Genomic DNA, 25700 nt, shown 5'->3' on the forward strand with positions numbered 1-25700 from the left:
TGAAATTGACACCCCTCCCCTGCCCCAGGCCATACGCCGGCTTTGCCCTTCAAATAAGCCTTCTTCGTATATGCTTTCGACTGCTTTGGCTTATTCTGCGACTTTGGTTAAAATTGCCTTCACCTCGAGTCGCTGACTAGCCGCATAGCGGCGACAGATTTGTAGAGCGAAGAAGAAGCGTGGTTGATAGCCGCATAGCGGTGACAGATTCGTCTGGTAGCTCTGCCACCGCTACGCGGCTCTGACCTGGCAACATGCTAAATTTTCTACCAACCTGCCGCCGCTACGCGGCTATCGAATTAGCCAGCGCCTCCCGGAACCAGCTACTGGAGGTTATGCAGGCTTACTGTACTTCAACACTTGGGCCCAGAGCAGGCACCGGCTCATCGCGCACGGGCAGCTTCTGCGGATGCGGCACCAGCTCCTCGAGCAAGGCCACCCGCAACACGTCATCGACCCGGTCGGCGTAGTGAATGGTAAGCCCTTTGAGGTAGTCCTCCTGGATTTCCTCGATGTCCTTGCGGTTTTTAGGGCATAGGATGATGTCTTTCATGCCGGCCCGGCGGGCCGCCAGCAGCTTTTCCTTGATGCCCCCTACCGGCAGCACCTTGCCGCGGAGAGTGATTTCGCCGGTCATGGCTAGGCGCGGGCGCACCCGGCGCTGGGTGAAAGCCGAGGCCATGCTGGTGAAGATGGCAATGCCCGCGCTGGGCCCGTCCTTGGGCACGGCCCCCTCGGGGAAGTGAATGTGCAGGTCGTACTGCTCAAACAAGCGGTAGTCGATGCCAATTTCATCGGCCCGGCTGCGCAGGTAGGAAAGTGCCGTGATGGCCGATTCCTTCATTACGTCGCCGAGCTGCCCCGAGAGCGTAAGCTTGCCCCGGCCGCGGCTCAGCAGGCTCTCCACAAAAAGGATGTCGCCGCCCACGCTGGTCCAGGCCAGGCCCGTCACCACGCCGGCCATGTCGTTGTCCTGGTACTGGTCGCGGTCGAAAATGGCCGCGCCGAGCACTTTGCGAATCTCGGCGGGCTCCATCACAGCCGGCAGGGGTTCTTTACCGGCTTTACGGCGGGCCAGGTTGCGGGTGAGGGCAGCCAGCTTGCGCTCGAGCCCGCGCACCCCCGATTCGCGGGTATAGTCGTCGGCCACCCGGTGCAAGGCAGCATCGGTGATTTTCACTTCAGTTTCGCCCAGGCCATGCTCTTTTAGCTGCTTGGGCCAGAGGTGCTTGCGGGCAATCTGTACTTTCTCTTCCTGGGTGTAGCCCGTCAGGTCGATGATCTCCATCCGGTCGCGCAGGGCGGGCTGAATGGTATCGAGCGAGTTAGCCGTGGCGATGAATAGCACCTTGCTCAGGTCGTACTCGACTTCCAGGTAGTTATCAGTGAAGGTGGCGTTTTGCTCGGGGTCGAGCACTTCGAGCAGCGCCGAGCTGGGGTCGCCGCGAAAGTCGCTGCTCACCTTATCGATCTCATCGAGAATAATGACGGGGTTGGAGGCACCAGCCTTCTTGATTTGAGCAATGATGCGGCCAGGCATGGCTCCCACGTAGGTTTTGCGGTGGCCCCGAATCTCGGCTTCATCGCGGACGCCTCCCAGGCTCATGCGCACGTACTTGCGGCCCATGGCGGCGGCAATGCTGCGGCCCAGACTGGTTTTACCCACGCCGGGCGGGCCGTAAAGGCACAGAATCGGCGCTTTCAGGTCCTGCTTCAGTTTGAGGACCGCCAGGTATTCCAGGATTCGCTCCTTCACCTTTTCGAGGCCGAAGTGGTCGGCATCGAGGATCTTCTTGGTTTGCTTGAGGTTGAATTTGTCCTTGGTGTATTCGCCCCAGGGCAAGTCGAGTAAGAACTCGACGTAGTTCATGCTCACCGAGTAGTCGGGCGCCATCGGATTGGTACGGGCCAGCTTCTCGAGCTCCTTTTTGAAGTGGAGCGCCACTGGCTCGGGCCATTTCTTGGTTTCGGCGCGGGCGCGCAGGCGGTGCACGTCCTCATCGGGACCCTCCTGGCCCAGCTCGTCCTGCAGGGTTTTGAGCTGCTGGCGCAGAAAATACTCGCGCTGTTGCGCATCGATGCCAGTGTGGGTCTTGGACCGAATGTCCTGCTTGATTTCGAGCAGCTCGGCCTGGCTCAGCAGCGCTTCGAGCAGCTGGCGGGCCTGCTCTTCGGGGTCGGCCAGCTCCAGCAGCTTCTGCTTGGCGGGCAAGTCGAGCTGCACGTTCGAAGAGAGAAAATGCGTGAGGAAAGCCGGCGACTGAATGCCGTCGAGCATGGCCCGGGCCTCCATTGGAATTTCAGGGCTGAGTTCCAGCACTTTGGTGGCGGCTTCGCGCAGCGCTTGCAACAAGCCAAACTCAGCCGGGACGTCCGGGTTCAGGGCCACCTCGGCGAAGTAGCTCACCCGGGCCGTGAGCAGCGGGGTGAACGTGAGCTGCTCTTCGATGGTGAAGCGGACCTGGCCTTGCAGAATGATGGTAACCTGGCCATCGGGCTGTTCGAGCAACTTGAGAATGCGAGCCAGGGTGCCCACGCGGTACAGCTCGTCGGTGGTTGGCTCGTCGGCATCGGGGCTCTGCTGGGCCACTACGCCCAGTAGCTTATCGCTTGCGTAGGCGTTGCGCACCAGCTTGATGCTTTTTTTGCGGGTCACGGTGACGGGCAACACCACGCCCGGGAACAAGACCGTGTTACGGACGGGCAATAAGGGCAAGGTAGGCGGGGCATCATCGCTCCGTAGTAAGTGCTCAGGATCGGCGGCCATAATGGCAATGGCTTCGGGGTGGGAATTAGAATCGCTGAACGTCCGGATGGGAGACGATGCAGAACAAAGAACGGGTGCCAGACGCATGAATGAGAATAAAGCCAAGAGCAATGGCAGCGGATGCCACATTGGCAGCCTGCCGACCTGTAAAGGGGAAGTACAAGGTACGAGTTCCCCTCGCTTTTAAGCGTCAAGGGCCGTGCCAGCAGAGCCGCCCCGTCAAAGCGGCGCACCCGCCCAGGATGTTCAGGCTATAAACAAATCGCTAATTTGCTGGCAACTTGCGAAGATTTATTTTCTTATCCCCTTCCTACATGTCCGCTCCAGTGCGTCGGTACCGCCTTACCCTGCTGCTGTTGTTGGGACTCTTGGCCGCCGCGCCGTGCGCCCAGGCCCAGCACCGCCCCTCGAAGCGCATCCCGCCGGCGACTTCTCCCTCGGCCGGTAAGACGAGCGCCGGGGCCCCGGCAACCAAGCCAAAAGCGGCCAACCAGCCGGCCACTACGCCGGGCCCCTACCAGATACGCTCCCTCGATGGCCGACGCGCCCGCCGCCTGCGCCTGCGCCGCGACGGGACCCCTGACTTTGTAAACATCAACAAAATTGCTTTTTACGAGGACAAGAAGGCTTTGCGGGCCATCGCCAAGGCGGAGCGGCGCCGCAACTACCACCAAGCGCGCGAGCTTTTGGAGCGCTACGTGGCCCAATTCGGCATCGCTAACTTTTACCGCAACACCAACCTGCTCTGGCGCCTGGGTCAACTGCTCGAACGCGACAGCCAAGTGGTGAAAGCCCGGGCATTTTATCGGCTGGCTCTCAAACACCACCGCACCGACATCACGAAGGTGCAGCTCTACTACGATTCGCTGGAAAAAAAGAACGAGCAGTTATATGTACCCCTGAAGACCTACTACGAACTGGTGGAATATCGCAAGAACCTCAACACGTTTCACCCGCCTAAGGGCGTGTATACGAGCATGGGCGATGCCATCAATAGCAAAGCCGCCGACTACGGGCCTGCCCTGGCCGGCAACGACTCGGTGCTGTTGTTCAGCAGCAAGCGCAAGCGGCGGGGCCTGACGGGAGTAGTCGACGAGGACCTCTACACCTCGCGCCGGGAGGGCATTAGCTGGACGGATGCCGAGCCCTTGCCGAAACCCATCAACTCGCCCAACAATGAGGGGTCGGCCTGCCTGAGCAAGGACGGGCGCACCATCATTTTTGCCCGCTGCGAATGCGCTACCTGCCATGGCAACTGCGACTTGTTCACGGCCACGCGCGGCAAGGACGGCAAGTGGAGCCCGCCCAAAAGCCTGGGCCCGGCGGTTAATTCGCCGGCCTGGGATTCGCAACCCACGCTTTCTCAGAACGAAGACACGCTTTACTTCGCATCCGACCGGCTGGGCGGATTCGGCTTGTCGGACATCTACTTCACCCACAAGCTGCGCAACGGCCAGTGGAGCCCCGCCGAAAATGCCGGCCCGGTGGTGAACACCCGCGAGAGTGAAGTGAGCCCGTTCTACCACCCGCTCTACCACGTGCTGTACTTCAGCTCGCGGGGGCAGCTGCTGAACTTTGGCGATTTCGACATCTACAAAACGTACCGGGTCGGCGGCCGCTGGCAGGAGCCCAAAAACATTGGCCCGCTGGTGAATGGCAAAGGCTCCGAATACTACTTTACCATTGACGCTCAAAGCAAAAACCTCTACTACGCTCGCTCCGAGGCCAAGGAAATCAATAACCTGGACCTTTATTCCTTTCCACTGCCCATGGAGGCGCAGCCGCAAGCCACCACCATTGTGGAAGGTACCCTGCTCGACTCCGTATCGAGCAAGCCGCTCAAGGGCATTGTCAGCATCATCGACACCGATAACGGGATTGAAGTAGCCAGCAAATTCATCCGGCCGGACGGTACATTCGACTTTGAGCTGATTGAGGGCTCGCACTACGCCATGCTGATTCAAAGCCCGGACTTCTTCAGCGTAGAAAAGCAGTTTGCCCTGAAGGGCGATACGGTGATGACCCTGCTCACCAATAGTATCGACTACAAGCTGCCGCTGATTTTCAAAAACATCGAGTTTGAGCAGGGCAAGTCGGCCATCCGGCCCGCCATGCAGCCGACCCTGGACCGCATTGCCGTGTTCCTGGTCGACCACCCGACTTTCCGGCTCAACATCGGGGGCCACACCGACGCCAGCGGCGACCCCGACGTGAACGAGAAGCTGTCGCAGGACCGGGCCGAGGAAATTCGCCGCTACATTGAGCGCAAGGGCAAGCTCAAGCCCAACCGCATCGAAAGCTTCGGCTACGGCTCGAGCAAACCCCTAAAAGACGAGCGAACCGAGGCCGACGCCAAAGTGAACCGCCGCGTCGAATTCCGGCTCGTCAAGCCCGAGGCGGACAAGGCAGTCGACGGGGCCGGGGACTGGAAGTAAGCGGCCGAACATTAGGCGGAAGGTCAGCCCTCAAGAAGGTCGACCGGCCCATCGCTGAAAGGAACTGGGGATTGCCGTCGGCGGCCACGCCAACGCAGTGCCTTGTTTCCGCTGGATAAGCGTTTCGCGGAAACTCTGGGCTGGCCGAGATAGCTGGCTGCCTAATCAACCGCCATGACTCGTACCGGCTTACCATTAAACACCACCTGCTCCCCCGCCCGGAGCCCTTTCAGTGCCACTGCTACCGGCGCCGCGACCGACACGGCAAAGCACTCCTCTCCGGCTACCTCGAGCTTGCCCGCGCTGATACCGATGTAAAAACGGCCCAGGCTGGTGGTTACCAGCGCCCCGGGCCGCACCGTATCGCAGGGCGAATCGGGGCTAATGCGCGCCAGCTCGGCCCGCAGTTGCTGGGCCTGCTGCATATGGGCAGCGTTGCGGTCGCGCTCGGCATTGGCCATTTCGCGGCCGGTTTCATACTTGTCGCCAGCACTACTCTTGGTTTCGGAGCTGGACGACTCCTGGGCGGCTTGCATGGCGGTGCGAGCGGCGGCAATGCGCTGCTCGATGAAGGCGGCGCAGGCGGCGTGGAGAGCGGGTTTATGCATTAGGATGGGCCGCCAGATAAGCAGCAAAACTGGCGTAGACCGATTGCTGGGTTAGATAAGCGGCATAGCAGCGGTAATAATAGCGACACTCAGCGAGTAGCTGGGAATTGTCTTTACCGAGTAACCGACTCAAGCTTTCAAGTTCATCAGCCAGTTGCAGCAGTTCCTGGCATTGGCTAGCATCGGCGCCATTCATGTCCCACAGCACCCCTGAGGGCACTTCATGAATGGTAAAACCCAGATAGCGTTGGATGTGCTCATATTTGTGGGTCAGCAGCTCCGTATCGTAGGGGCTTATCTTCAAGCCCGCTGCTACCAATTCCCCAAGCTCATATTTCCAATCCTTATACTGTTGCTGATAGGCAAACAGGCAGGAGGCTAGCTTTACCAGCAATTTTATGGCTGACAGATTTCCTTGCTGCACCGCGCTATCCAGCACCGGGTAGATAAGCTCGTTGAATATGGGCGGCTTAATGATTCCCACCGATGTAAATTCCATTACTTCCTCCAGCGACAGTTCCGGTTCGTTGTCGAAAGCAGCCAGCAAGGACTGTATTGCCTTAACCTTTTCAGTGCGGCCGCTATAAGCTTTTTTTTCCAGCCGGACGTATTCTTCCAGAAGTGGCCTCATGGCAGCGGGCGTTTATTTATTGAATGTTCTTACTTCATCGCGGCTTTTACTTTCTGCGTCCAGTTCTCATCGTCGGGAGCTACCACCAGCATTCGGAAACCGTGACGCTCGGCTTCAATGCGCACACCTTCCGAATCATCAATCAGCAAATCGATGCCAAAGCTGGGTGGGTGCTTGGTGCAGCGGGTTTGCACTTCGCGGTTGTGGCGCTGCTGGTTGACGATGCCGTCGAGCGAAATACCGTAGAGCCAGAACAGCTTGCGGATGTGCCAGGCACTGCGATAAGAGGTAGTATAGACCCAGACTTCCCAACCGTGGTGGCGACAATGCCGGGCCAACTCCCGGATCCCCTCTCGCAGTTGCTCGCCACCTAACAATCGGGCCCAGAAGGCGCGGTAAGGGGCTTCATGGGGAAAATCGTAGCCGCACCGAATGAGCGTGTTGTCGAGGTCGAAGGCGATGCGTCGTCTTACCATTCCTGGCTTGGCTAAATGAAGTAGGCGGCTTTAGAGTGGTTGTGCCGACGTTCAGGTACTAACGTAAACCCGCACGGCTGTCGTGCGGGTTGGTCGCGGGCTAGCGGCCAGCACCGACGTAGCTCTACCAGTCGACCAGCAGTTGCTGACGCTGGTTCACGCACTTCCTGCTCTCTGGGTCGCCCGTGTTGCGCACTAGGCCGTAGCGGGCCACGGCGAAGGCACCGACGATTAGATACTCAATCCCGTGGGCGTTTAATAATTCGACAAACTCTTTGAAGTCGGGGTTGAGTTGGTTGGCCTTCATCGGCAGCGGACAGGTGAAAAGCGAACGTGTGCTGCCGAATGGCTTCGACGGCGGCCATGCGTTCATCGGGCGTTTTGGTTAGCTCCAAAGCTATCTTCGGCATGTAGCTCGGGGGCCAAAGTAGTTTGCATTTTGCGGCCGATGGTTTTATCGGGGCGTAGCATACGACAAGAGGCGAATTTTAGCCCGCCGCGAGTAGCGCATCTGCTACCTTCCGGTCGTTGCCCAGCCGCGGCACCTTGTTCTGCCCGCCCAGCTTGCCCAAGCCTTTCATGTACCGCTGAAACGCCCCGCCGGGCAGGGAGGTGAGCTGCAACGGCACCAGAATGCTGCCGCGGCGCAAGTCGTCGTAGTACGGGTTGCGGCGGCGCAAGGCCGTATCCAACGCGGCGGCAAAAGCCGGGGCATCCCGTGGGGGGCGGGCAAACTCCACCAGCCACTCGTGGCGGGAGGGCGTAACCGGGTCGTCGCTGACCAAGGGGGCAACGGTGAATTCGATGACTTCTACCTCGGGAAAGTGCGCCATGACTTCGCGCAGGGCCTGCTCTACTTCCTCGCCGATGACGTGCTCGCCAAAGGCGGATAGGAAGTGCTTGATGCGGCCCGTGACCACCACGCGGTGCGGCCGCAAACTCACGAAGCGCACGGTATCGCCCAGGGAGTAGGCCCAGAGGCCCGCGTTGGAGGTTAAGACCACGGCGTATTGTTGGTCCAGGGCTACATCCGCCACGGTGAGGCGGGGCGCGTTGGGCTGGAAAAACTGCTCGGCGGGAATAAACTCGAAGAAAATGCCGCTGTTCAGCAGCAGCAGCAGGCCGGGGTTGCCGGGCTCGTCCTGAAAGGCGAGGAAGCCTTCGGAAGCGGGGAACAGCTCGATGCTATCCACGGGGCGGCCGATGCTTTCGAAGAGTTTGGCGCGGTAGGGCTCGAAGTTGACGCCCCCGTAAACGAACAGGTTGAAATCGGGGAAAACGTCCTTGATGGGCCGGCCGGTGCGGGCGGTCAGGCGGTCGAAATACATCTGCACCCAGGGCGGAATCCCGGAAATCAAGGTCATTTTCTGGCCCAGGGTTTCGTCCACGATGCGCTCCAGCTTGGTTTCCCAGTCTTCGATGATGTTGGTCTCGTAGCTGGGCAGTTGGTTACGGCGCAGATAGGCGGGCACGTGGTGGTTGGCAATGCCGGAGAGACGGCCGGTGCGGATGCCGTGCACCCGTTCCAGCTCCGGTGAGCCCGACAGAAAAATCAGCTTGCCATCCAGAAACTGGCTGCGGCCGGTGCGGTGAACATACGTAAGCAGGGCATCGCGGGCCCCGTTGATGTGGTTGGGAATGCTGGCCCGGGTAATGGGAATGTATTTGGTGCCCGAAGTGGTGCCGCTGGTTTTGGCCAGGTACAGCGGGTGCCCGGGCCACAGCACGTGGGCCTCCCCGGCCTGGGTGCGGTCGAAGTAAGGCTTCAAAGCTTCGTAGTCGCGCACGGGCACTTGGCGAGCCAAGTCGGCGGGCGTGCGCACGGCAGCCAGCTGGTGGTCGCGCCCGAAGGCAGTGCCCGCCGCCGTGGTGGAGAGCTGGCGCAGCACGACCAGCTGCGTCCCGACCGGGTCGCGCTGCCATTTACGGTCCCGACTCGCGGCCAATGCTGCCAGCGGCCGGCTCAGCGCAGATTTTAATCCCATACCCTGAGTAAAAATGCTATTGGAAGGGCTGCGAAGGTACGTTGACTGAGTTCAGCAGTTTACATCCGGCAACTCCGGTAACTTGCGGCCGTTACCAGCTAACTCACACCCTCACCCCTTACCCAACTCAACCCCCAATTAATCATGGCAGACCACGTAGGTAAAGCCGTCTGGAACGGCGACATCAAAGGCAGCGGCACCCTCACTACGCAAAGCGGCACCCTCAACGCCCCGTACGGCGTGGGCAGCCGCTTCGAAGGCAAACCCGGCGCAAACCCTGAGGAGCTCATCGGCGCGGCCCACGCCGGCTGCTACACCATGTACCTGACCAGCGTGCTCACCAAACATGGCCACCAGGTGCAAACCATCAATACGACTTCGACCGTGACGATGAACCCGAACAACGGCCACCCCATTATCGAGCGCATCCACGTGAGCGTAGAAGGGCACGTGAGCGGCGGCAACATCACGGCCGAGGACTTCCAGCAGCACGCCGAAGACGCGAAGGCCAACTGTCCCGTTTCGCGGGCCTTGAGCGCCGTCCCCGCAATGACGTTAGAGGCGAAGTTTATTGGCTGATTTCCAGTTGCCAGTTGCTAACGGGCAGTTGCGCGGGCCGGAAGGCCGGGTTGCGACTTCACCCCGTTAAGATAACCAGCTAGTTGTCAATTGTTAGACCTTGAAAGGGCGGGGCATTACCGATTCCTGCTTCCCCGAACAATTGACAACTAGTAGCTGGCAGCTAAATTTGCCGCATGCCCACTGGTACTACCCGCATTCGTCTTCGTCCCGCCAACAACTCCCGCGTCCCGTTCTGGGGGCAGCTGGCCATCGGTTTATTCTGGGTGGTATACGTGCTGTGCATGATGGTAGGCGACCCCGCCATCCACGATTATCACTTTCTGCACTGGGTATTTCTAGGCTTTAGCCTTGTGTACATCGGCTACGTGCTGGTGAACAACGCCCCTATTTTCGGCACGCAGAGCTACCTGGAGTTCACCCCGGGCTACATCGTGCACAAAAATGGCCTGTTTCGCCCCAAGCAGGTGTTTGCGGCCGAGAACATCGCCGCCCTGGAGCTAAAGCCGCTGCTGCTGCGCGTACGCCAGAAGGATGGCGAGCTTTACGCCCTGAACCTGCGCGAAGTGAAAGGCCGCACGCGTCGAATGGGCTTCCGCGAAATGGTGCGGCAGTTTGCCGCCCAGCACAACTTGCCGCTACAGGAAGTAGTGACGAGCAACGCGGGCTAGTCGAACAGCTGACTGATAGCGATTTCGGCTCCCGTCGCGGGGTCGGTTAAGGTTTGGCCGTTGTAGAAATACTGGTATTTACCCAGCTCCGAGAACACGGCCACGGCCCGCAAATCTGGCACCGCCATCCAATAAGACTGCACCCCGGCGGCGAAATAGCGCTTGGCTTTCTCCAGCAGTTCAGGAATCACCTGCGTAGGCGAGAGGATTTCGATGGCCGTACGCGGCACGACTGTAACCGAAATTTGCTCGGCTGATAAATCAAGCGCCCCACGTGGAAAGACGGACACGTCCGGCACCGCCTTCTGCACATCTAACGCTAAACTGAGTTCAGGAAGTACTAGGTAATCAGCACCTAAACCAGCATTAAGCAAAAGCAAGTTGCGCTGGATAAGCGCACGATTTAGGCTGGGCCTAGGCTTTCCGCGCTCCAGCTCATAATCAGAAACTTCAGGCGCAGGGGTTTCCATAAGACAAGAGCTTTCCCAAATAGAACGCGCCCCGCCCGGCAATAGAGGCCTTACTTCTTGGCGAACTTCTTCCGCAGCTCGTCCACCTGGTCGCGGAATTTCTTGTCCGAATCCACCAGGTCCGACACGGTTTGTACCGAGTGCATCACCGTAGTATGGTCGCGCCCGCCAAAGTGAAAACCAATGGTTTTGAGGGTATGCGAGGTGTGGTGCTTGGCGAAGTACATAGCCACCTGACGGGCGGTTACCACTTCCTTCTTGCGGGTTTTATCTTTCAGCAAATCAACGGGAATGTTGAAATAAGCCGCTACCGTTTTCTGAATAAAGTCGAGGTTAACCTCCGCTTCTACTTCCTCGATGATGTGGCGCAGGGCCTGCTTTACCATCTCCAGGTCGATGTCGCGGCGGCTAAGGCTGCTCTGGGCCACCAGTGAGGCAATTACGCCTTCGAGCTCGCGCACGTTGGTGTGTACCGAGTTGGCCAGGTAATCCACCACGTGGTCCGGCGGAATGTCGATGCCGTCCTGCTCCATTTTGTTGCGGATGATGGCCACCCGCGTTTCGAAGTCGGGGCTCTGCACGTCGGCCGTGAGGCCCCACTTAAAGCGGTTCAGCAGCCGGTCTTCTAGGCCCAGCAGGTCTTTGGGCGGCCGGTCGGAGGTCATCACAATCTGCTTGCCCGACTGGTGCAGGTGGTTGAAGATGTGAAAGAACATCTCCTGGGTTTTGCCCTTGTTGGCCAGGAACTGCACGTCGTCCAGAATCAGGGCGTCGACCTGCAGATAGAAGTTGGCGAAGTCCTGCACCTGGGCGCGCTGCACGCTGTCGATGAACTGGTTCGTGAACTTCTCGGCCGACACGTACAGCACGAACCGCTCGGGCGCGGTGGCCTTGATGTGGTTGCCAATGGCCTGCACCAGGTGGGTTTTGCCCAGGCCGACGCCCCCGTACACCATCAGCGGGTTAAAGCTGGTGGTACCGGGCTTGTTAGCCACGGCCAGGCCCGCCGAGCGGGCCAGGCGGTTGCAGTCGCCCTCAATGTAGTTGCCGAAGGTGTAGGAACCATTGAGCTGCGACGGCACCAGGTTGCCGTCCATCGGCCGGGCCGTGTCGAAAGGGTTACGGGGCGGGGCCAGGGTGTCGGCCGCTTGGTTCGCGCCGGCGAAGTTGCCGCGCGGCGTAGTGCGCACCCCACCCGAAGCCACGTAGCGCGCCGAGGCCGCCCGGGCGCTGCCGGCCAAGGGGTTGCCGATGGGCGGTAGCGGAGGCGGCGGCGCGTCGCGCGGGTCGGGGGCAGCCGCCTTACGAGGGGGCGGCAGGTGCAGCGTGCGCGGTTGGGCCTGCTCGTTGCCCTGGTCCACCACCACGCTGTATTCGAGCCGGCCATCGGCTCCCAACTCCCGAAACAGCGCCCGGCGCAACTCGTCCACGTAATGCTCCTCCAACCAGTCGTAGAAATAGGCGCTCGGCACCTGAATAGTCAGCACGTTGCCCTTCAGTTCGACCGGAACAATGGGCTGAAACCAGGTCTTAAAGCTCTGCTCCCCGATTTCCGCCGAGATGCTGCGCAAGCAGCCAGCCCATACCGAACGAAAATCTTTGAGCATGAGAGCAATGAATCAAAAACCAGCCCTAGGCCAGCAGTAAACGAAGCAATGAAAGTGACGTCCTTACGACCGTCTGTTTTTTTAGAGGGGAACAAAATTGTGGAAAACTCTGCACTTAAAAAAGCCAATAGCCGCTTGCTTTTGTCGTGCTTTTAACAGGCTGCCCGAACCGGCACCACGGAGGCGCTGGCTAAGCCGGCTCGTTTCGTTTTTGGCGAAAATTCATAATCCAGTCTTCCCAAATTTATGCCTGACCACCCCACTTGGTTTATCATAGTGGGGTGGCCATCGGGGCTGGCCACGGGCTCGGGAGCGTTCATAAACGTGTGGGTGTGGCCTCCCAGAATTAAGTCAATGCCCGATACCTGGGCCGCTAATTTGCGGTCGTCGAGCTTGGCATCAGCGTACTTATAGCCGAGGTGGGAAAGGCAGACGACTAAGTCGCACTTTTCAGGGCCCCGCAGCTGGGCGACGACCTCTTTAGCATTCGCAACTGGGTCGAGATACACGGTGCCGCCAAAGTTTTTGTCGGCCACCAGCCCCGCGAGCTCAATGCCCAAGCCGAACACCCCGATGCGAACACCCTGCTTCTCGAAGACCTTGTAAGGAGCGAACCGGCCCGCCAACGGCGTTTTTGAGAAGTCGTAGTTTGCAATCAGGAAAGGAAAGGTGGCGTGCGGCAACTGGCGCTGGAGGCCCTCCAAGCCGTTGTCGAAATCGTGGTTGCCCAAGGTGCTGGCATCGTAGCCCATCTGGCTCATAAGCTTGTACTCCAGCTCGCCCCCGAAAAAGTTAAAGTACGGCGTACCCTGGAAAATATCGCCCGAATCCAGCAGCAGCACGTTGGGCTCTTTGCTGCGAATGTCTTTGATGAGGGCCGCGCGCCGCGCCATGCCACCGAGCCCGGCCCACTGCCCCCCATTGTCGGGGAAAGGCTCGATGCGCGAGTGCATGTCGTTGGTATGCAGAATAGTGAGACGAACAGGAGCATTGCTACTAGCGGCGGCCTGAGCCGAGTCAGCCAGCCCTCCCAACACGGTGAAGCCGGCGGTGCCGAGCAAGGATTGACGAAGAAAGTCGCGGCGCTGCATGAGGAGTAATTAAAAATTTATGAATTAAAAATTAAAATGGATGGAGAAGTAATAGCCACCGCCGTTTCGAGTCTGGCCATTTTGTAATTCTCGCTTTTTAATTCCCTTTCACCCGCCCTTCCACTTTGGCCGTTACGGGCTGGCCGGCTTTGGTGAGCGCGCGGATGTGGTCGGCAATAGCGGTACGAAGCAGGATGTTGGTGTGGCGGGGCACCAAGGGCTTAAAAAATTCCATGTTGTCGCCGCCGCTGGCTAGGTAATCGGAAATCGCAATGGGCCACAGTTTCTCAACAGCGGGGTCAAATGCTTGATTACCAATGCGAATGTCCTTGGGCAGGCCATCGAAGGTGACGGTATACGTAGCCCCGGACACGGCCATCTTGGTATGGGCGGCGTATTCGAACAGTTGCTGCACTACCGGGCCGGGCGCGTCGAGCACTACCAGCTCATTCTCAAAGGGCATCAGCTCGAACACGGCGCCCAGAGTGATGGGCCCCGCCGCGAAGCCGGCGCGCAAGCCACCATTGGTCATCACGCCCAGCGGTATGGGCTCGCCCAGCACCTGGCTGGCCCGGGCACGCTGCAGGTCAGCCACGAAATTGGCCAGCGGCGACTCGCCGGGGCTTTTCACGAGGGGGGCTGGCGCCGTTCCCAACACTTCAATCATTTGAGCAGTCACTTTATCGTGGTAAGGCGCAATGAAGGCTGCGATAGTGGGGTCCTCGGGCTGAGTTTTGCCCACGGGCTGGCTGGTGACCGGAGCAAAACGCGCTGTTGGCGCGTAGGCGGCCCGTTGGCAGCCGGGGGCGGCCAGCGTAAGCAGCAGGCCAAGCCCAATTATTCGGGAACGCCGGAGTTTCATCACGACTGAAACAGGAATGCTCATCATTGTAAGGGTAGGAGCTTTGGGGCTTCCGAAAATTTAATATCCTTGAAAATAAAGCTTTTGGCACATATCCCCTGGCGGTTGACCGTAGGAGGGTACGCCTCGACCACTACTAAATACATTATTCCTTTGGGTAGGAGTAATGCCAGCAGCCTGGGACCTTCCCTGCAAACCGCCACTGAAAGAGGCGGCTATCACCTGGCGACGAGGTCACCATCAAAAACGGTACCTACTCCAGTGAGTGAGAACAAATACGGCGGTTTCGGGAGTCCCGCAGGTAACCGCACGGCCAGCTAAATTACTATCAAACCCAAAATGGAGGGGCGACCTTAACGTTGAGCTTGGCCACTGACTGAGTAAAATGGCTGACAACCTTAGTCTTTACAATCACACTATTTCCAGAGTAAGCTGAGGCAGCTCAGCCACTCGTACAACTAGGCGGATGCGTAAAGCTACCACAATGGGCTTCCCGGCATAGGAAGTACTTATGCCTCCTGAATTAGTACGGCGTGGTCCGGCAGCTGCCTGATTAAGAAACATCATGCCGAAAGCCATCTCCATACCTGAGTTGCCCTTGCCTGGAGTCAGTAGCCTGTTGGGAAAAAGTAGTAAGAGGGTATCCTACTGAGTTGATCGAAGCAGCTCTCCACCCAGCCAAAGCCGGCAGTTACTAACCGAGAAAATGCTTCTATTATCTAATATCTAAGCCGAATCTACTCCGACTTATAGAAAGCTAGTTTTCCCAAGGGACTACACAGCGCCTTAGCGGCCTTCTATGCCGAGTAAAAAATGCTTTAGAACTTTTGATTTTTCGGCAGGATATTGCGTAGGCGGTATCTTTCGACCGGTTATCGTTTTTACCGACCTTCTCTTGTTGAGCCTTTTTGTATGTCCGACACCCCCGGAGCCGCGCCCGTTTCCTTCGCCGAGTTCCCGGCCGTAACCACCGCGGAGTGGCAGGCCCGCCTGGCCCGCGACCTGAAAGGCCAGGACCCGGCTGTCCTGCGCTGGCCCCTGCCCGATGGCTTTAGCGTGGAGCCCTTTTACCACTGCGAAGCCTTAGCCGCGCTGGGTGGTCCGCCGGCTCCCCTCCCCCACCCGGTGGCTCCCTGGCTGAACGTGCCCACCTTGACCGTCGCCGCCGGCGACGGCCGCGCCGAAATCGACCAGGCCGCAGCGGCCCTGGCCCGGGGGGCCGACGGCATTCACTTTGTGCTGACTGACGCCTCGGCTTTTGCCGTGCACTACCTGGCCAAGCAGTTGCCGCTGGCCCGTACCTACGTTGGCTACACCCTGACGGCGGGCCCGGAGGTACTGCTCAGCCGGTTGGTAGATGCTGCCCCGGGTACTGCCCTGCGTGGGTTCCTGCGTTTCGCCCCGCCTCCCGTACCCGAAGGAGCCGCCCTGCCCGACTACCGGACGGCCCTGCGCCGGTGCGTGAGCCTAACCACCGGCATGCCCGACTTCCGGGCCCTGGCCGTGAACGGCGCCTTCTTCGGCAACCGCGGGGCGACGGCCACCCAACAAATAGCCTTTAGCCTGAATACGGCGGCGGCCTTGCTGGCTGAACTTCCCGACGAAAACCTCCCAGCGGCGCAAGTGGCGGCGGCGCTGCACGTGCACTTGGTGGTTACGCCCAGCTATTTCCCCGAAATAGCGAAGCTGCGCGCCCTGCGACGGCTGTGGGCCACCCTGCTGCATGGCTTCGGGCTGCCCGCGGACCTAAACCATCGCCTGCGCATTCACGCCGCCACCGCATCCTGGACTCAAACCACACTCGACCCGCACACCAACCTGCTTCGCCACACCACCGAAGCCATGAGCGCCGTGCTGGGGGGAGCCGACTCGCTGTCGGTGGCCCCATTCGACAGCCTCTTTGCTGAGGCGAACGAATTTTCAACCCGGTTGGCCCGTAACCTGTCGGTGCTGCTGCGCGAAGAGTCAGGCCTGGGCCGGGTCCAGGACCCCGCCGCCGGCTCCTACTACCTCGAAACCCTCACCGACCAACTAGCCCGGGAAGCCTGGATGCACTTCCAACGCCTGGAGGCGGCGGGCGGGCTACCCAAGGTGCGCAGCCAGATGCAGGAAGAAATCAAGGAGGTAGCGACTGAAACATTTCGGCGCATTGCCAGCGGCCAGCAGGTGGTGGTGGGCACCAACCGCTTTCAGAACCGGGACGAGCAGTTCAGCTTTCACCCCAAGAAGCTGCTGCGCTCGGCGGCCTTCGACGTAACGCGGGCAACTTACCCAACCGAGGTGTTGCGCCTGGCTACCGCCCTGCACTTCGAGCGGCGGGAGCGCAAAAGCAAGCGGGCCGCCGTGGTGCTGCTGGGCACCAACACCAACCAGCTCATCATGGATTCGTTTCTGAACCTGCTCCAGCCCCACGAGCGGCCCGAAATGGCCGCCAGTCATCCGCCCGGCACGCTGTCGCTGCTGTACTCGTCGCCCGAAGAAGCCACGCTGATGTATGCCACGCCCGAACAGTTCCAACGGTTCGCCCGCTTCATCTACCACATTCCCGCCGAGAAGCAGGTTTTCGTTCCGCCAACTTTGCTCAGCGCCGACCTGGCCACGCTGCAAGAAGCCGTGCGGGTATTTGGGTTTCAGGAGATGAAAGTGCAAGGCTACACGACGGAGCAGGTGCTGGCCCGTTTGCAAGGCCGGTGAAGTCAATTAGAAATGATGAATTAAAAATTAAAAATGCAGTTATGTGCTTTCTAAAATAAAAAGCACCATTCTGAACAGGGCTTCCAGACCATTTTTAATTCTTCATTTTTAATTTTTAATTACTACCCCATGAAACCTGACTTTTCCGCTATTCCTTACAACGCGGCAGCCGCGCCTAGTGCTCCCGCGGTTACGGAAGCCGCCGCTGTGCTTACGCCCGAAGGCATTCCCATCAAGCCGACCTACGGACCGGAGGACGTGGCTGCTTTTGACCACCTTGGTTTTGGCGCCGGGCAAGCGCCGTACCTGCGCGGGCCCTACGCCAGCATGTACGTGCAAAACCCGTGGACCATTCGCCAGTACGCGGGCTTTTCGACGGCGGAGGCCTCGAATGCCTTCTACCGCCGTAACCTGGCGGGCGGGCAGAAGGGCCTGAGCGTGGCGTTTGACCTGGCTACCCACCGGGGCTACGACTCCGACCACCCCCGGGTGCAGGGCGACGTAGGTAAGGCCGGCGTGGCCATCGACTCGGTGGAGGACATGAAAATTCTCTTCGACCAAATCCCCCTCGACCAGATGTCGGTGTCGATGACTATGAATGGGGCGGTGCTGCCTATTCTGGCCTTTTACATCGTGGCGGCTGAAGAGCAGGGCGTGAGTCCCGACAAGCTGGCCGGTACCATTCAGAACGACATTCTGAAGGAGTTCATGGTGCGCAACACCTACATCTATCCGCCCGCGCCGAGCATGCGCATCATTGCCGACATTTTTAGCTACACGGCGGTGAACATGCCCAAGTTCAACAGCATTTCCATTTCGGGCTATCACATGCAGGAGGCCGGCGCTACGGCCGACCTGGAGCTGGCCTACACCTTGGCCGATGGGCTGGAATACGTGCGCGCTGGCCTGGCGGCGGGCATGAAAATCGACGACTTTGCCCCCCGGCTGTCCTTCTTCTGGGCCATTGGCATGAATCACTTTATAGAGATTGCTAAGCTACGGGCCGGCCGCCTGCTGTGGGCCAAGCTCATGCGGCAGTTCAACCCCAGCAACCCCAAAAGCCTGGCCCTGCGCACGCACTGCCAGACTTCGGGCTACTCGCTCACCGAGCAGGATCCTTATAACAACGTGGCGCGCACCACCATTGAGGCGCTGGCCGCCGCCCTCGGGGGTACTCAAAGCCTGCACACCAACGCCCTGGATGAGGCCATTGCCCTGCCCACCGACTTCTCGGCCCGGATTGCCCGCAACACCCAGCTCTACCTCCAGCACGAGACCGACATCACCCGGGTGGTCGACCCCTGGGGCGGTTCCTACTACGTCGAAACCCTTACCCACGAGCTGGCCAACAAGGCCTGGGCCCTCATCCAGGAAGTGGAGGAGCTGGGGGGCATGGCCAAAGCCATCGAAACCGGCCTGCCCAAGCTGCGCATTGAGGAGGCCGCCGCCCGCAAGCAGGCCCGCATCGACTCGGGCAAGGAAGTCATCGTGGGCGTGAACAAGTACCAGACCACCGAGAAAACGGAGGTGGAAGTGCTCGACATTGACAACGACGCCGTACGCGAAAGTCAGATTGCCCGCCTCAAAACCATTCGCGCCACCCGCGACAACGTGGCCGTGAAAGTAGCCCTGGCCTCCCTCACCGAAGCCGCCGGGGCCTCACCCCCCGGCCCCCTCTCCGAGGGAGAGGGGGAGCCTGACGCTAGCGCAACGGAATCGTTCGGCTCCCCCTCTCCCCCGGAGAGGGGGCCGGCCCCGGAGGGGTCCCGTGAGGCAACCGGGCTCCCCCCCTACAACCTCCTCGCCCTGGCCGTGAATGCGGCCCGCGCCCGCGCCACGCTGGGTGAAATCTCTGATGCGCTCGAAGCTATGTACGGCCGGCACCAGGCCACCACGCGCACCGTGAGCGGCGTGTACTCCCAGGAAATGGACTATAATGAAGCATTTGCCGCCGCCCGGGCGGCGGCCGAAGCGTTTGCCGCCCGCGAAGGCCGCCGCCCCCGCCTGCTCGTGGCCAAAATGGGGCAGGACGGCCACGACCGCGGCGCTAAAATCATCGCCACCAGCTTCGCCGACGTGGGCTTCGACGTCGACATCGCGCCCCTGTTTCAAACCCCGGCCGAAGTGGCCCGCCAGGCGGCCGACAACGACGTGCACGTGGTGGGCGTGAGCAGCCTGGCGGCCGGCCACAAAACCCTGCTTCCTCAGCTGCTCGCGGAGCTGAAGCAGTTGGGCCGTGAGGACATTCTCGTTATCGCCGGCGGCGTGATTCCGGCGCAGGACTACCCGTTTCTGTATGCCGCCGGCGTGGTAGGGGTGTACGGACCCGGGACGGTAATTGCCGTGGCCGCGCAGGAGATTTTAGAAAAGCTGGAGGGATAATCACTGAGTAGAGTCCCGGCTACATTATCCTTTTAGGAAATCCGCTTACCAAATTCAGTTTCCAGACGCAAGGATGAAGATGTTGAAACCAGAAGCCGATAACCACTTTTCGGTTGGTAAGTGCTCGCTTTAGGCCAGCACCTGGAGCGCCTCTTCGTTGCCTTGTTGGAGGGCCAAGCCGCGGGCCGTTAAGCCGCGTACGTCGGCAATAGTCTGGTCGGCACCGGCTTCGACCAGGAGCTTCACTAAGTTGTTGCGGCCAAACAAGGTCGCGAACATGAGGGCGGTGCCGCCGTTGCCGTTTTGCAGGTTGAGGTCGGCCCCGTGCTGAATGAGCTCGCGGGCAATTTCGGGGTAGCCTTTGAAGCTAACGCCCATCAGGGCCGTGTTGCCGCTTACGTCCTGTACGTTCGGGTCGGCCCCCGCGGCGAGGAGGAACCGGGTGGCCTCGAGGTGGTCGTCGTAGGAGGCCAGAATCAGGGCCGAGAAGCCCTTACCGTTGGTTACGTTTACGTCGAGGCCTTGAGCGAGCAGCTCCTGCAGGGTGGGTACGTCGCCGCGGCGGGCGGCGTCAAACAACAAATCTTCGGGACGAGCGGAAGTGAAATTCATTGGAGTTTAAGTAGTTATTAGCAAGCAGAGCGATGCACCTGGGCCACTAGCCCTTACGCTTTATGTTCGGCAAAGCCTTGGATTGTGAAGAGCGGCTTGCTCATTTTTGGCAAACTCGCTATCTAAGCGGCTTGCTGGTATTCGATAAGTAGCCTGCAATGGTTGAGCTATTGCATCGAATATCGACGACTGATTACCGCCGGCCCGTAGTTAACGCTCAAAACCACAGCAGAACAATCAGGGCTACAATACTTAGCAAACCACCAACCGCCGCCGTATTTACCACGGTTTCGGGCGAGCGGCCGGGCCAGACGCCCACGGCCGCCACGGCCCCGACCAGCAGCGGCAGCACCGCAAACGTGCCGTAGATAGTGCCCCCGTAGGGCAAAAAAGGTGCGGGGCCATCGGCCGAATCGGGCACGCTCACGCGGCGCACCACCCCCAGCAGGGGCGTTTTCCACACCGTAATGCGGTTGCCCTCGCGCACCCGGTGGCCGATGGCGCTGGGCAGCCGAAAGGCCGTATGCTCGGTCCGCACCCGGTAAGCAATCTGGGGGTCGGATAACGTGGAGGAGACCGCCACGGGAAAGCGGGTGCGCACGGTTTCGTGGGCGTATTCGCGTTGGGGCAGGGCCCAGTCCAGGGCCAGCAGCAGGAAGCAGGCCAACAGGGCCGCGTTGAGCCGGCGGGCTACCGGAGCGTAGTGGACCACCTGCTCCTGCTGCCTCGAATGACGCGGCTCTTGGGTTTCCGGCGGCTCCTGGGCCAGTAATAAGTCGTAGGCCAACCGGCGGCGTGGGTTGCCGAGAATGTCGAAGCCCGCCTCGACGGCCGCCAGCCGGGCTTTCATGGCCCGGTCAACAGCCGCCAGGCGCTTGAAGCGGGCGCGCTGACGAACATAGGCCTGTTCAATTTCCGCGGCTGAAGCCAGGGGGTCGACGCCCAAAACGTGATAATAGTTCTGCATATAGAAGCACGGGAGCCTCGAAAATACAAACCAGCAGCCATTTGAAAAAGAGGAAATTGTCACCCTACTGCGCACTGAATCCGCAACTTGGAGCCAGACCGGCGGGTCAGCGCGCCGGCTGGGCGGGAAGCGGGGCTTGCTTACCGAATGCCAGGGCCGTACTTCGCAGGGCGGAGCACCACGCGGGCCACCAGGGCCCGGGGTTTTATCCCCCGCTTTCATCCCGGTCACCATGCACCCATCAATGGATTGGAGCACGCTGGAGGTCGCTCACGTGCGGGGCCGCTCGCGCCTCGTCGCCTGCACCAGCCGCCAACCCCTCAAAGTTTTCAACCCTGGTTCGCCCACCTCGGCCTGCCACGTGATGCTGTCGAGCTACGGCGGCGGCATGGTAGCTGGTGATACCATTCGGCTGCGCATCAGTGGGCAGGCCCACTCGCGGCTGGTCATCAGCACCCAGGCCAGCACCCGAATCTTTCGGTCGATTGACGGCGCAGTTGCCCAGCAGCACACCACCGGCCGGCTGGCCGCCGGCGCCCTGGCAGTGGTCTTCCCCGACCCGGTGGTGCTGCAGGCCGCCAGCCGTTACCAGCAGCTGCAGGAGTGGCACTTACAGCCCGACTCGCTGCTACTCGTCGTCGACTGGTTTCACTCCGGCCGGATGGACCAAGGCGAGCGGTTCGCCTTCACCGGGCTCCGGGCCGAGTTGCGCGTACACGTGGGCGACCAGCTGGTGGTGCTCGACCGGTTTGCTTTCAGCCCCGCTGAGCACATTGCCACTTCCCCCGGCAACTTCGCCGACTACCAGACGTTTTTTTCGGTGTTCCTGGTGGGGAGCCCTGGCGATGCGCGCTTCCGCCACCTGGCCGGGCGGCTGGCGCGGCAAAAGATGCCCGGCAGCACGGGCCCTCATTTCGCCATCAGCAGCCAGGAATGTCTGATTTCGGTAACCCAGGCCCGCGACAACGTGTGCATTCTGCGCGCCGCCGCCCGGAGCCGCGCCGCCCTGCAGCCCTTGTGCGATGAGCTACTGGCCGCGCTAGCGGACGAGCACCTGCTGGGTTATAATCCGTTGGAGCGGAAGTGGTAGGGAGAACGCCGTTTCGCCCGTAGCGCGGACTCTGCGAGTCCGCGAGTACATCAACCCGAACGTTCTCACGCGCGGACTCGCAGAGTCCGCGTTACGGGGTTACTTTCGGTCTTCGCGGACGGCGGCGAGGGCTCGCTCTTTGGCGGCTTTGATGTGAGCGATGATTTCGTCGAGCCCGTGGCCGTCGATGGCGCGGGCGAAGAGGAAGGGCCCGGCCCCGCGCATCTTACGTGAGTCGCGCTCCATTACGCCAAGATCGGCTTTTATCAGGTCTTTAAGGTCAATTTTATTGATAATCAGCAGGTCAGACTGGGTGATGCCGGGTCCACCCTTGCGCGGGATTTTGTCGCCGCCGGATACATCAATGACGTAGATGGAATAGTCGACCAGCTCGCGGCTGAAGTGAGCAGCCAGGTTGTCGCCGCCGCTTTCCACGAACAGGTAGTCGAGTCCATAGTTAAAGCGAGCCATGAGACCTTCCAGCGCGTCCATGTTCAGGGAAATATCCTCGCGAATGGCCGCGTGCGGGCAGCCGCCGGTTTCCACGCCGACAATGCGGTCTTCGCTCAGAGCGCTGTGGCGGATAAGGAATTCGGCGTCTTCCCGGGTGAAGATGTCGTTGGTGACTACGCCCAGCTCAAACTCGTGGCGTAACCGCTCACACAGGGCTTTGAGCAGCGCCGTCTTGCCCGTACCCACCGGCCCGCCGATGCCCACGGTGAAGGCTCGCTTGCGGAAGTTGCGGTAAGGCGGCAGGCGGCGGGTCTCGCGCTCGGCAAAGTCGCCCGGCGATTCATACGCCTCATGGGTGTGGCCGTGAAGTAGCAGCGCAAGTTTTTCGACAAAAGCCATAGTTGGTGGTAGTGAAAGGTGAGAGTTGAGGGAGCTAGCCGGTAGAAGTTAGTCGGTCATGTTTGCTCCGCACGGCGTTATTCAGTTTTGAAAGAGCTTGGAGTAGATGTCCTCGTGCAGCGCTTGCACCGCATCGAGCACAAAAGCGGAGCGGGTGGCCTCCCCGTATTCTTTACCCGCCTGCGCGGCCAAAATGTGGTCGAACACGGTATAGAAATCGTGCTGCAGCCGGTGGCCTTCCAGGGGTCCCAAAAACCCGAGACGAATGGCGGCGCTGAGCTGGTCGCGCAGCAGCATGTGCAGGTACATGGCTTGCAGTTCGGGCAGCGAGCAGCCGGCTCGCTGTAGGCCCAGGGCGAAGACCAGCGTGAAATGCGGCGGGATATTACGGGCCTCAAACCACTGGCTAATGGCCTCCATTTGCCCGTCCGGGTAGAATAGCGCTAACAGCTTGAGCCAGTTGCGGCCCTGCACGGCACTGGCCTTGTAGAGCGCCGGCACGAGTAGCTGCGCGTCGTACTCTTCAGCCACCGGTTGCAAGCCCTCACTCAAGGCCGCTAGCCGAAAGCAGGAATTGATAAACGGTAGCTCGGCACTGCCCACCTGCTGCAGATACGAATAAAGGTAGTTGCGTAATGCAAACGGGGTACTCACCAGCCCGAACGTGAGGCTGCTCTCCAACCCATAGGAATAGGCGAAGGAACCGGTGGGAATGGCGGAGTCGACCAAGTGCAGAAGGCGGGCGAATTGCATGCGGAATGGGTGCCTCACCCCCCGCCCCCTCTCCGGGGGAGAGGGGGCGGGGGGTGAGGCCATTTTAAAACAAGTTATACAGTTGCGCCAGCGGCAATTTCTCTGCTGGCTCACACGTCAGGTGGGTACCATCGACCATCACCCGGTAGGTTTCCGGGTCGACCTCGATGTTGGGTAAATAGTCGTTCAGGGCCATGTCTTTCTTGGCTACGCTACGGCAGTTTTTTACCGCCACTACCTGCTTGGTTAAGCCGTATTTATCGCGCACCCGCGCCACTGAGGCGGCCGATACGAACACCATCGCACTTTTCCCGATGGCCCCGCCGAGCGACCCGAACATGGGCCGCGAAAACGACGGCTGGGGGGTTGGAATTGAGGCATTGGCGTCGCCCATCTGCGCCTGCGCGATGATGCCGCCCTTGAGTATCATTTCGGGCCGCACGCCAAAAAATGCTGGTTTCCACAGTACCAAGTCGGCCAGCTTGCCGATTTCCACCGAGCCGACTTCCGCCGCGATGCCGTGCGCCCGCGCTGGGTTGATGGTGTATTTGGCCACGTAGCGGCGCACCCGGAAGTTGTCGGCCGCGCCGGCCGCGTCTTCGGGCAGCGGGCCGCGCTGCTGCTTCATTTTGTGGGCCGTCTGCCAGGTGCGGGTGATAACCTCCCCCACCCGGCCCATGGCCTGGGAGTCGCTGCTGATGATGCTCAGGGCGCCCATATCGTGCAGGATGTCTTCGGCCGCGATGGTTTCGCTGCGGATGCGGCTTTCGGCAAAAGCTACATCTTCGGGGATGTTTTTATCGAGGTGATGACAGACCATGAGCATGTCCAGGTGCTCGTCTATCGTGTTCACCGTGAAAGGCCGCGTGGGGTTCGTCGACGAGGGAATGACGTTGGGCTCGCCGCAGATTTTGATGATGTCGGGCGCGTGACCGCCGCCCGCGCCTTCGGTGTGGTAAGAGTGAATGGTGCGGCCCTTGAACGCGGCCGTGGAAGTTTCGACAAAGCCGCTTTCGTTCAGCGTGTCGGTGTGGATGCAGACTTGCACGTCGTACTCGTCGGCAATGCGCAAGCACATGTCGATGGCCGCGGGCGTGGTGCCCCAGTCTTCGTGCAGCTTGAAGCCCAGCGCGCCCGCCTCGGCCTGTTCGCGCAAGCCTTCGGGCTTGGAGGAGTTGCCCTTGCCCAGAAAGCCAAAGTTGAGCGGATACGCCTCGGTGGCTTTCAGCATCATTTCCAGGTAGAAGGCGCCGGGGGTGCAGGTGGTGGCGTTGGTGCCCGCTGCCGGCCCGGTGCCGCCCCCTATCATGGTGGTGACACCGGAAGCCAGGGCCTCGGGAATCTGCTGGGGGCTAATGAAATGGATGTGGCAGTCGATGCCACCGGCCGTCAGAATCTGGCCTTCGCCGGCGATGACTTCGGTGGTCACGCCCACGACCATGCCGGCTGTCACGCCGGGCATAATGTGCGGGTTACCGGCTTTGCCGATGCCCACGATGCGCCCATTCTTGATACCGATATCGGCCTTGAATATACCGGTGTAATCCACCACCAGGGCATTGGTAATGACTAAATCTAACGCGTCGGCTTGGGCAATCCCAGCCGCCTGGCCCATGCCGTCGCGCAGCACCTTGCCGCCGCCGAACTTGCATTCCTCGCCGTACACGCAGTAGTCTTTTTCTACCTGAATCAGCAGGTCGGTGTCGCCGAGGCGCACCCGGTCGCCAGTGGTGGGGCCGTACATGTCGGCATACGCGCGACGGGAGATGGGGAGAGACATGGTGGGCCTATGCCTTTAAGACGTAATTGACAATAGCTTCATTCCGTGCGAAAACCCAACCTGAATCACTCTGTTCTAATTTGAAAGCAAGACCAGTATACTCCGCCTCGTAGGGGTCATCAACAGCGGGCACATTTACAGATGAAACATATTCCGCCCCATACCAATCTAATGGATATTCCTTTATAAACTCCCCTTTTATTAAATCCATCTCATCTTTTAGCCACAATCTTTTTCCTTCATCGAAAGCACCATTCACAACCGGGGGAAAAATGATTTTATCTGATGGCAATTGCGCTAAAGCATTTTCAAATCTAATCCAATTAGATTCTTCCCCCAGATTCTTTTCCAAGATTCGGGGATCAATTTTTCTTCTAAACATGACAAA

General features: G+C 60.1%; 22 protein-coding genes. 6 read left to right on the forward strand and 16 right to left on the reverse strand.

Going from position 1 to position 25700, the window contains the following annotated elements; all coding sequences use genetic code 11:
• Positions 1 to 343: 343 nt before the first annotated feature.
• Positions 344 to 2767, reverse strand: a complete 2424-nt coding sequence (lon, locus tag IC235_RS10075; RefSeq protein ID WP_191005095.1) for an endopeptidase La — start codon at positions 2765 to 2767, stop codon at positions 344 to 346.
• A gap of 314 nt (positions 2768 to 3081) precedes the next feature.
• Between lon and IC235_RS10080 the strand changes: the two genes are divergently transcribed.
• Complete coding sequence (locus IC235_RS10080) at positions 3082 to 5202, forward strand: OmpA family protein (RefSeq protein ID WP_191005048.1); 2121 nt, start codon at positions 3082 to 3084, stop codon at positions 5200 to 5202.
• A 161-nt stretch (positions 5203 to 5363) separates the two neighbouring features.
• Here IC235_RS10080 and IC235_RS10085 read toward each other — a convergent pair whose 3' ends face one another.
• The 5 genes from IC235_RS10085 to IC235_RS10105 form a co-directional block, all read right to left on the reverse strand.
• Complete coding sequence (locus tag IC235_RS10085) at positions 5364 to 5810, reverse strand: 3-oxoacyl-ACP synthase (RefSeq protein ID WP_191005049.1); 447 nt, start codon at positions 5808 to 5810, stop codon at positions 5364 to 5366.
• A complete protein-coding gene (locus IC235_RS10090; RefSeq protein WP_191005050.1) occupies positions 5803 to 6441 on the reverse strand; it encodes a hypothetical protein in 639 nt (212 codons plus the stop codon). The genes IC235_RS10085 and IC235_RS10090 overlap by 8 nt, the downstream gene beginning before the upstream one ends.
• A gap of 29 nt (positions 6442 to 6470) precedes the next feature.
• Positions 6471 to 6917 (reverse strand): HAD family hydrolase, encoded by a 447-nt coding sequence (locus IC235_RS10095; protein WP_191005051.1) that lies wholly within the window; start codon positions 6915 to 6917, stop codon positions 6471 to 6473.
• Between the two features lie 124 nt (positions 6918 to 7041).
• Complete coding sequence (locus tag IC235_RS10100) at positions 7042 to 7224, reverse strand: hypothetical protein (RefSeq protein WP_191005052.1); 183 nt, start codon at positions 7222 to 7224, stop codon at positions 7042 to 7044.
• A gap of 181 nt (positions 7225 to 7405) precedes the next feature.
• Positions 7406 to 8902, reverse strand: a complete 1497-nt coding sequence (locus tag IC235_RS10105; protein WP_191005053.1) for a GH3 family domain-containing protein — start codon at positions 8900 to 8902, stop codon at positions 7406 to 7408.
• Positions 8903 to 9046: 144 nt separating this feature from the next.
• On the opposite strand from IC235_RS10105, the gene IC235_RS10110 reads away from it, so the two are divergent.
• A complete protein-coding gene (locus IC235_RS10110) occupies positions 9047 to 9481 on the forward strand; it encodes an OsmC family peroxiredoxin (protein WP_191005054.1) in 435 nt (144 codons plus the stop codon).
• A gap of 176 nt (positions 9482 to 9657) precedes the next feature.
• Positions 9658 to 10152, forward strand: a complete 495-nt coding sequence (locus IC235_RS10115; RefSeq protein WP_191005055.1) for a hypothetical protein — start codon at positions 9658 to 9660, stop codon at positions 10150 to 10152.
• Here IC235_RS10115 and IC235_RS10120 read toward each other — a convergent pair.
• The 4 genes from IC235_RS10120 to IC235_RS10135 form a co-directional block, all read right to left on the reverse strand.
• Positions 10149 to 10622: a Uma2 family endonuclease gene (locus IC235_RS10120; RefSeq protein ID WP_191005056.1), complete on the reverse strand. Its 474-nt coding sequence runs from the start codon at positions 10620 to 10622 to the stop codon at positions 10149 to 10151. The two genes, IC235_RS10115 and IC235_RS10120, sit on opposite strands and share 4 nt — an antisense overlap.
• 50 nt (positions 10623 to 10672) lie before the next feature.
• The gene (gene dnaA, locus IC235_RS10125; RefSeq protein ID WP_191005057.1) at positions 10673 to 12229 is read right to left on the reverse strand and encodes a chromosomal replication initiator protein DnaA; all 1557 of its coding nucleotides are present in this window, start codon (positions 12227 to 12229) and stop codon (positions 10673 to 10675) included.
• A gap of 152 nt (positions 12230 to 12381) precedes the next feature.
• Positions 12382 to 13320, reverse strand: a complete 939-nt coding sequence (locus IC235_RS10130; RefSeq protein ID WP_191005058.1) for a bifunctional metallophosphatase/5'-nucleotidase — start codon at positions 13318 to 13320, stop codon at positions 12382 to 12384.
• A gap of 97 nt (positions 13321 to 13417) precedes the next feature.
• Complete coding sequence (locus IC235_RS10135; RefSeq protein WP_191005059.1) at positions 13418 to 14206, reverse strand: 5'-nucleotidase C-terminal domain-containing protein; 789 nt, start codon at positions 14204 to 14206, stop codon at positions 13418 to 13420.
• Between the two features lie 888 nt (positions 14207 to 15094).
• On the opposite strand from IC235_RS10135, the gene IC235_RS10140 reads away from it, so the two are divergent.
• Positions 15095 to 16876, forward strand: a complete 1782-nt coding sequence (locus IC235_RS10140) for a methylmalonyl-CoA mutase family protein (protein WP_191005060.1) — start codon at positions 15095 to 15097, stop codon at positions 16874 to 16876.
• A 129-nt stretch (positions 16877 to 17005) separates the two neighbouring features.
• Entirely contained in the window at positions 17006 to 19258 is a 2253-nt protein-coding gene (scpA, locus tag IC235_RS10145; RefSeq protein ID WP_191005061.1) for a methylmalonyl-CoA mutase, read from the forward strand.
• A gap of 129 nt (positions 19259 to 19387) precedes the next feature.
• Here the strand turns inward: scpA and IC235_RS10150 are convergent, their stop codons facing one another.
• Both IC235_RS10150 and IC235_RS10155 read right to left on the reverse strand, forming a co-directional pair.
• Positions 19388 to 19870, reverse strand: a complete 483-nt coding sequence (locus tag IC235_RS10150; protein WP_191005062.1) for an ankyrin repeat domain-containing protein — start codon at positions 19868 to 19870, stop codon at positions 19388 to 19390.
• A 217-nt stretch (positions 19871 to 20087) separates the two neighbouring features.
• Positions 20088 to 20837 (reverse strand): J domain-containing protein, encoded by a 750-nt coding sequence (locus IC235_RS10155; RefSeq protein ID WP_191005063.1) that lies wholly within the window; start codon positions 20835 to 20837, stop codon positions 20088 to 20090.
• 232 nt (positions 20838 to 21069) lie between these two features.
• Here IC235_RS10155 and IC235_RS10160 point away from each other — a divergent pair, with 232 nt between their 5' ends.
• On the forward strand, positions 21070 to 21927 hold the full coding sequence (locus tag IC235_RS10160; protein ID WP_191005064.1) for an urease accessory protein UreD: 858 nt from the start codon (positions 21070 to 21072) through the stop codon (positions 21925 to 21927).
• 99 nt (positions 21928 to 22026) lie between these two features.
• Here the strand turns inward: IC235_RS10160 and ureG are convergent, their stop codons facing one another.
• From ureG to IC235_RS10180, 4 genes are all read right to left on the reverse strand, one after another.
• Positions 22027 to 22779 (reverse strand): urease accessory protein UreG, encoded by a 753-nt coding sequence (gene ureG / locus IC235_RS10165; RefSeq protein WP_191005065.1) that lies wholly within the window; start codon positions 22777 to 22779, stop codon positions 22027 to 22029.
• A gap of 81 nt (positions 22780 to 22860) precedes the next feature.
• Positions 22861 to 23532: an urease accessory protein UreF gene (locus tag IC235_RS10170; protein ID WP_191005066.1), complete on the reverse strand. Its 672-nt coding sequence runs from the start codon at positions 23530 to 23532 to the stop codon at positions 22861 to 22863.
• Between the two features lie 64 nt (positions 23533 to 23596).
• Positions 23597 to 25312, reverse strand: coding sequence for an urease subunit alpha (gene ureC, locus IC235_RS10175; RefSeq protein WP_191005067.1), 1716 nt, complete (start codon positions 25310 to 25312; stop codon positions 23597 to 23599).
• Positions 25313 to 25319: 7 nt separating this feature from the next.
• Positions 25320 to 25694 carry a hypothetical protein gene (locus IC235_RS10180; RefSeq protein WP_191005068.1) on the reverse strand — a complete coding sequence of 125 codons (375 nt, stop codon included), beginning with the start codon at positions 25692 to 25694 and terminating at the stop codon, positions 25320 to 25322.
• Positions 25695 to 25700 lie beyond the last annotated feature (6 nt).

The sequence above is a fragment of the Hymenobacter montanus genome (assembly GCF_014699115.1).
GTDB lineage: Bacteria > Bacteroidota > Bacteroidia > Cytophagales > Hymenobacteraceae > Hymenobacter > Hymenobacter montanus.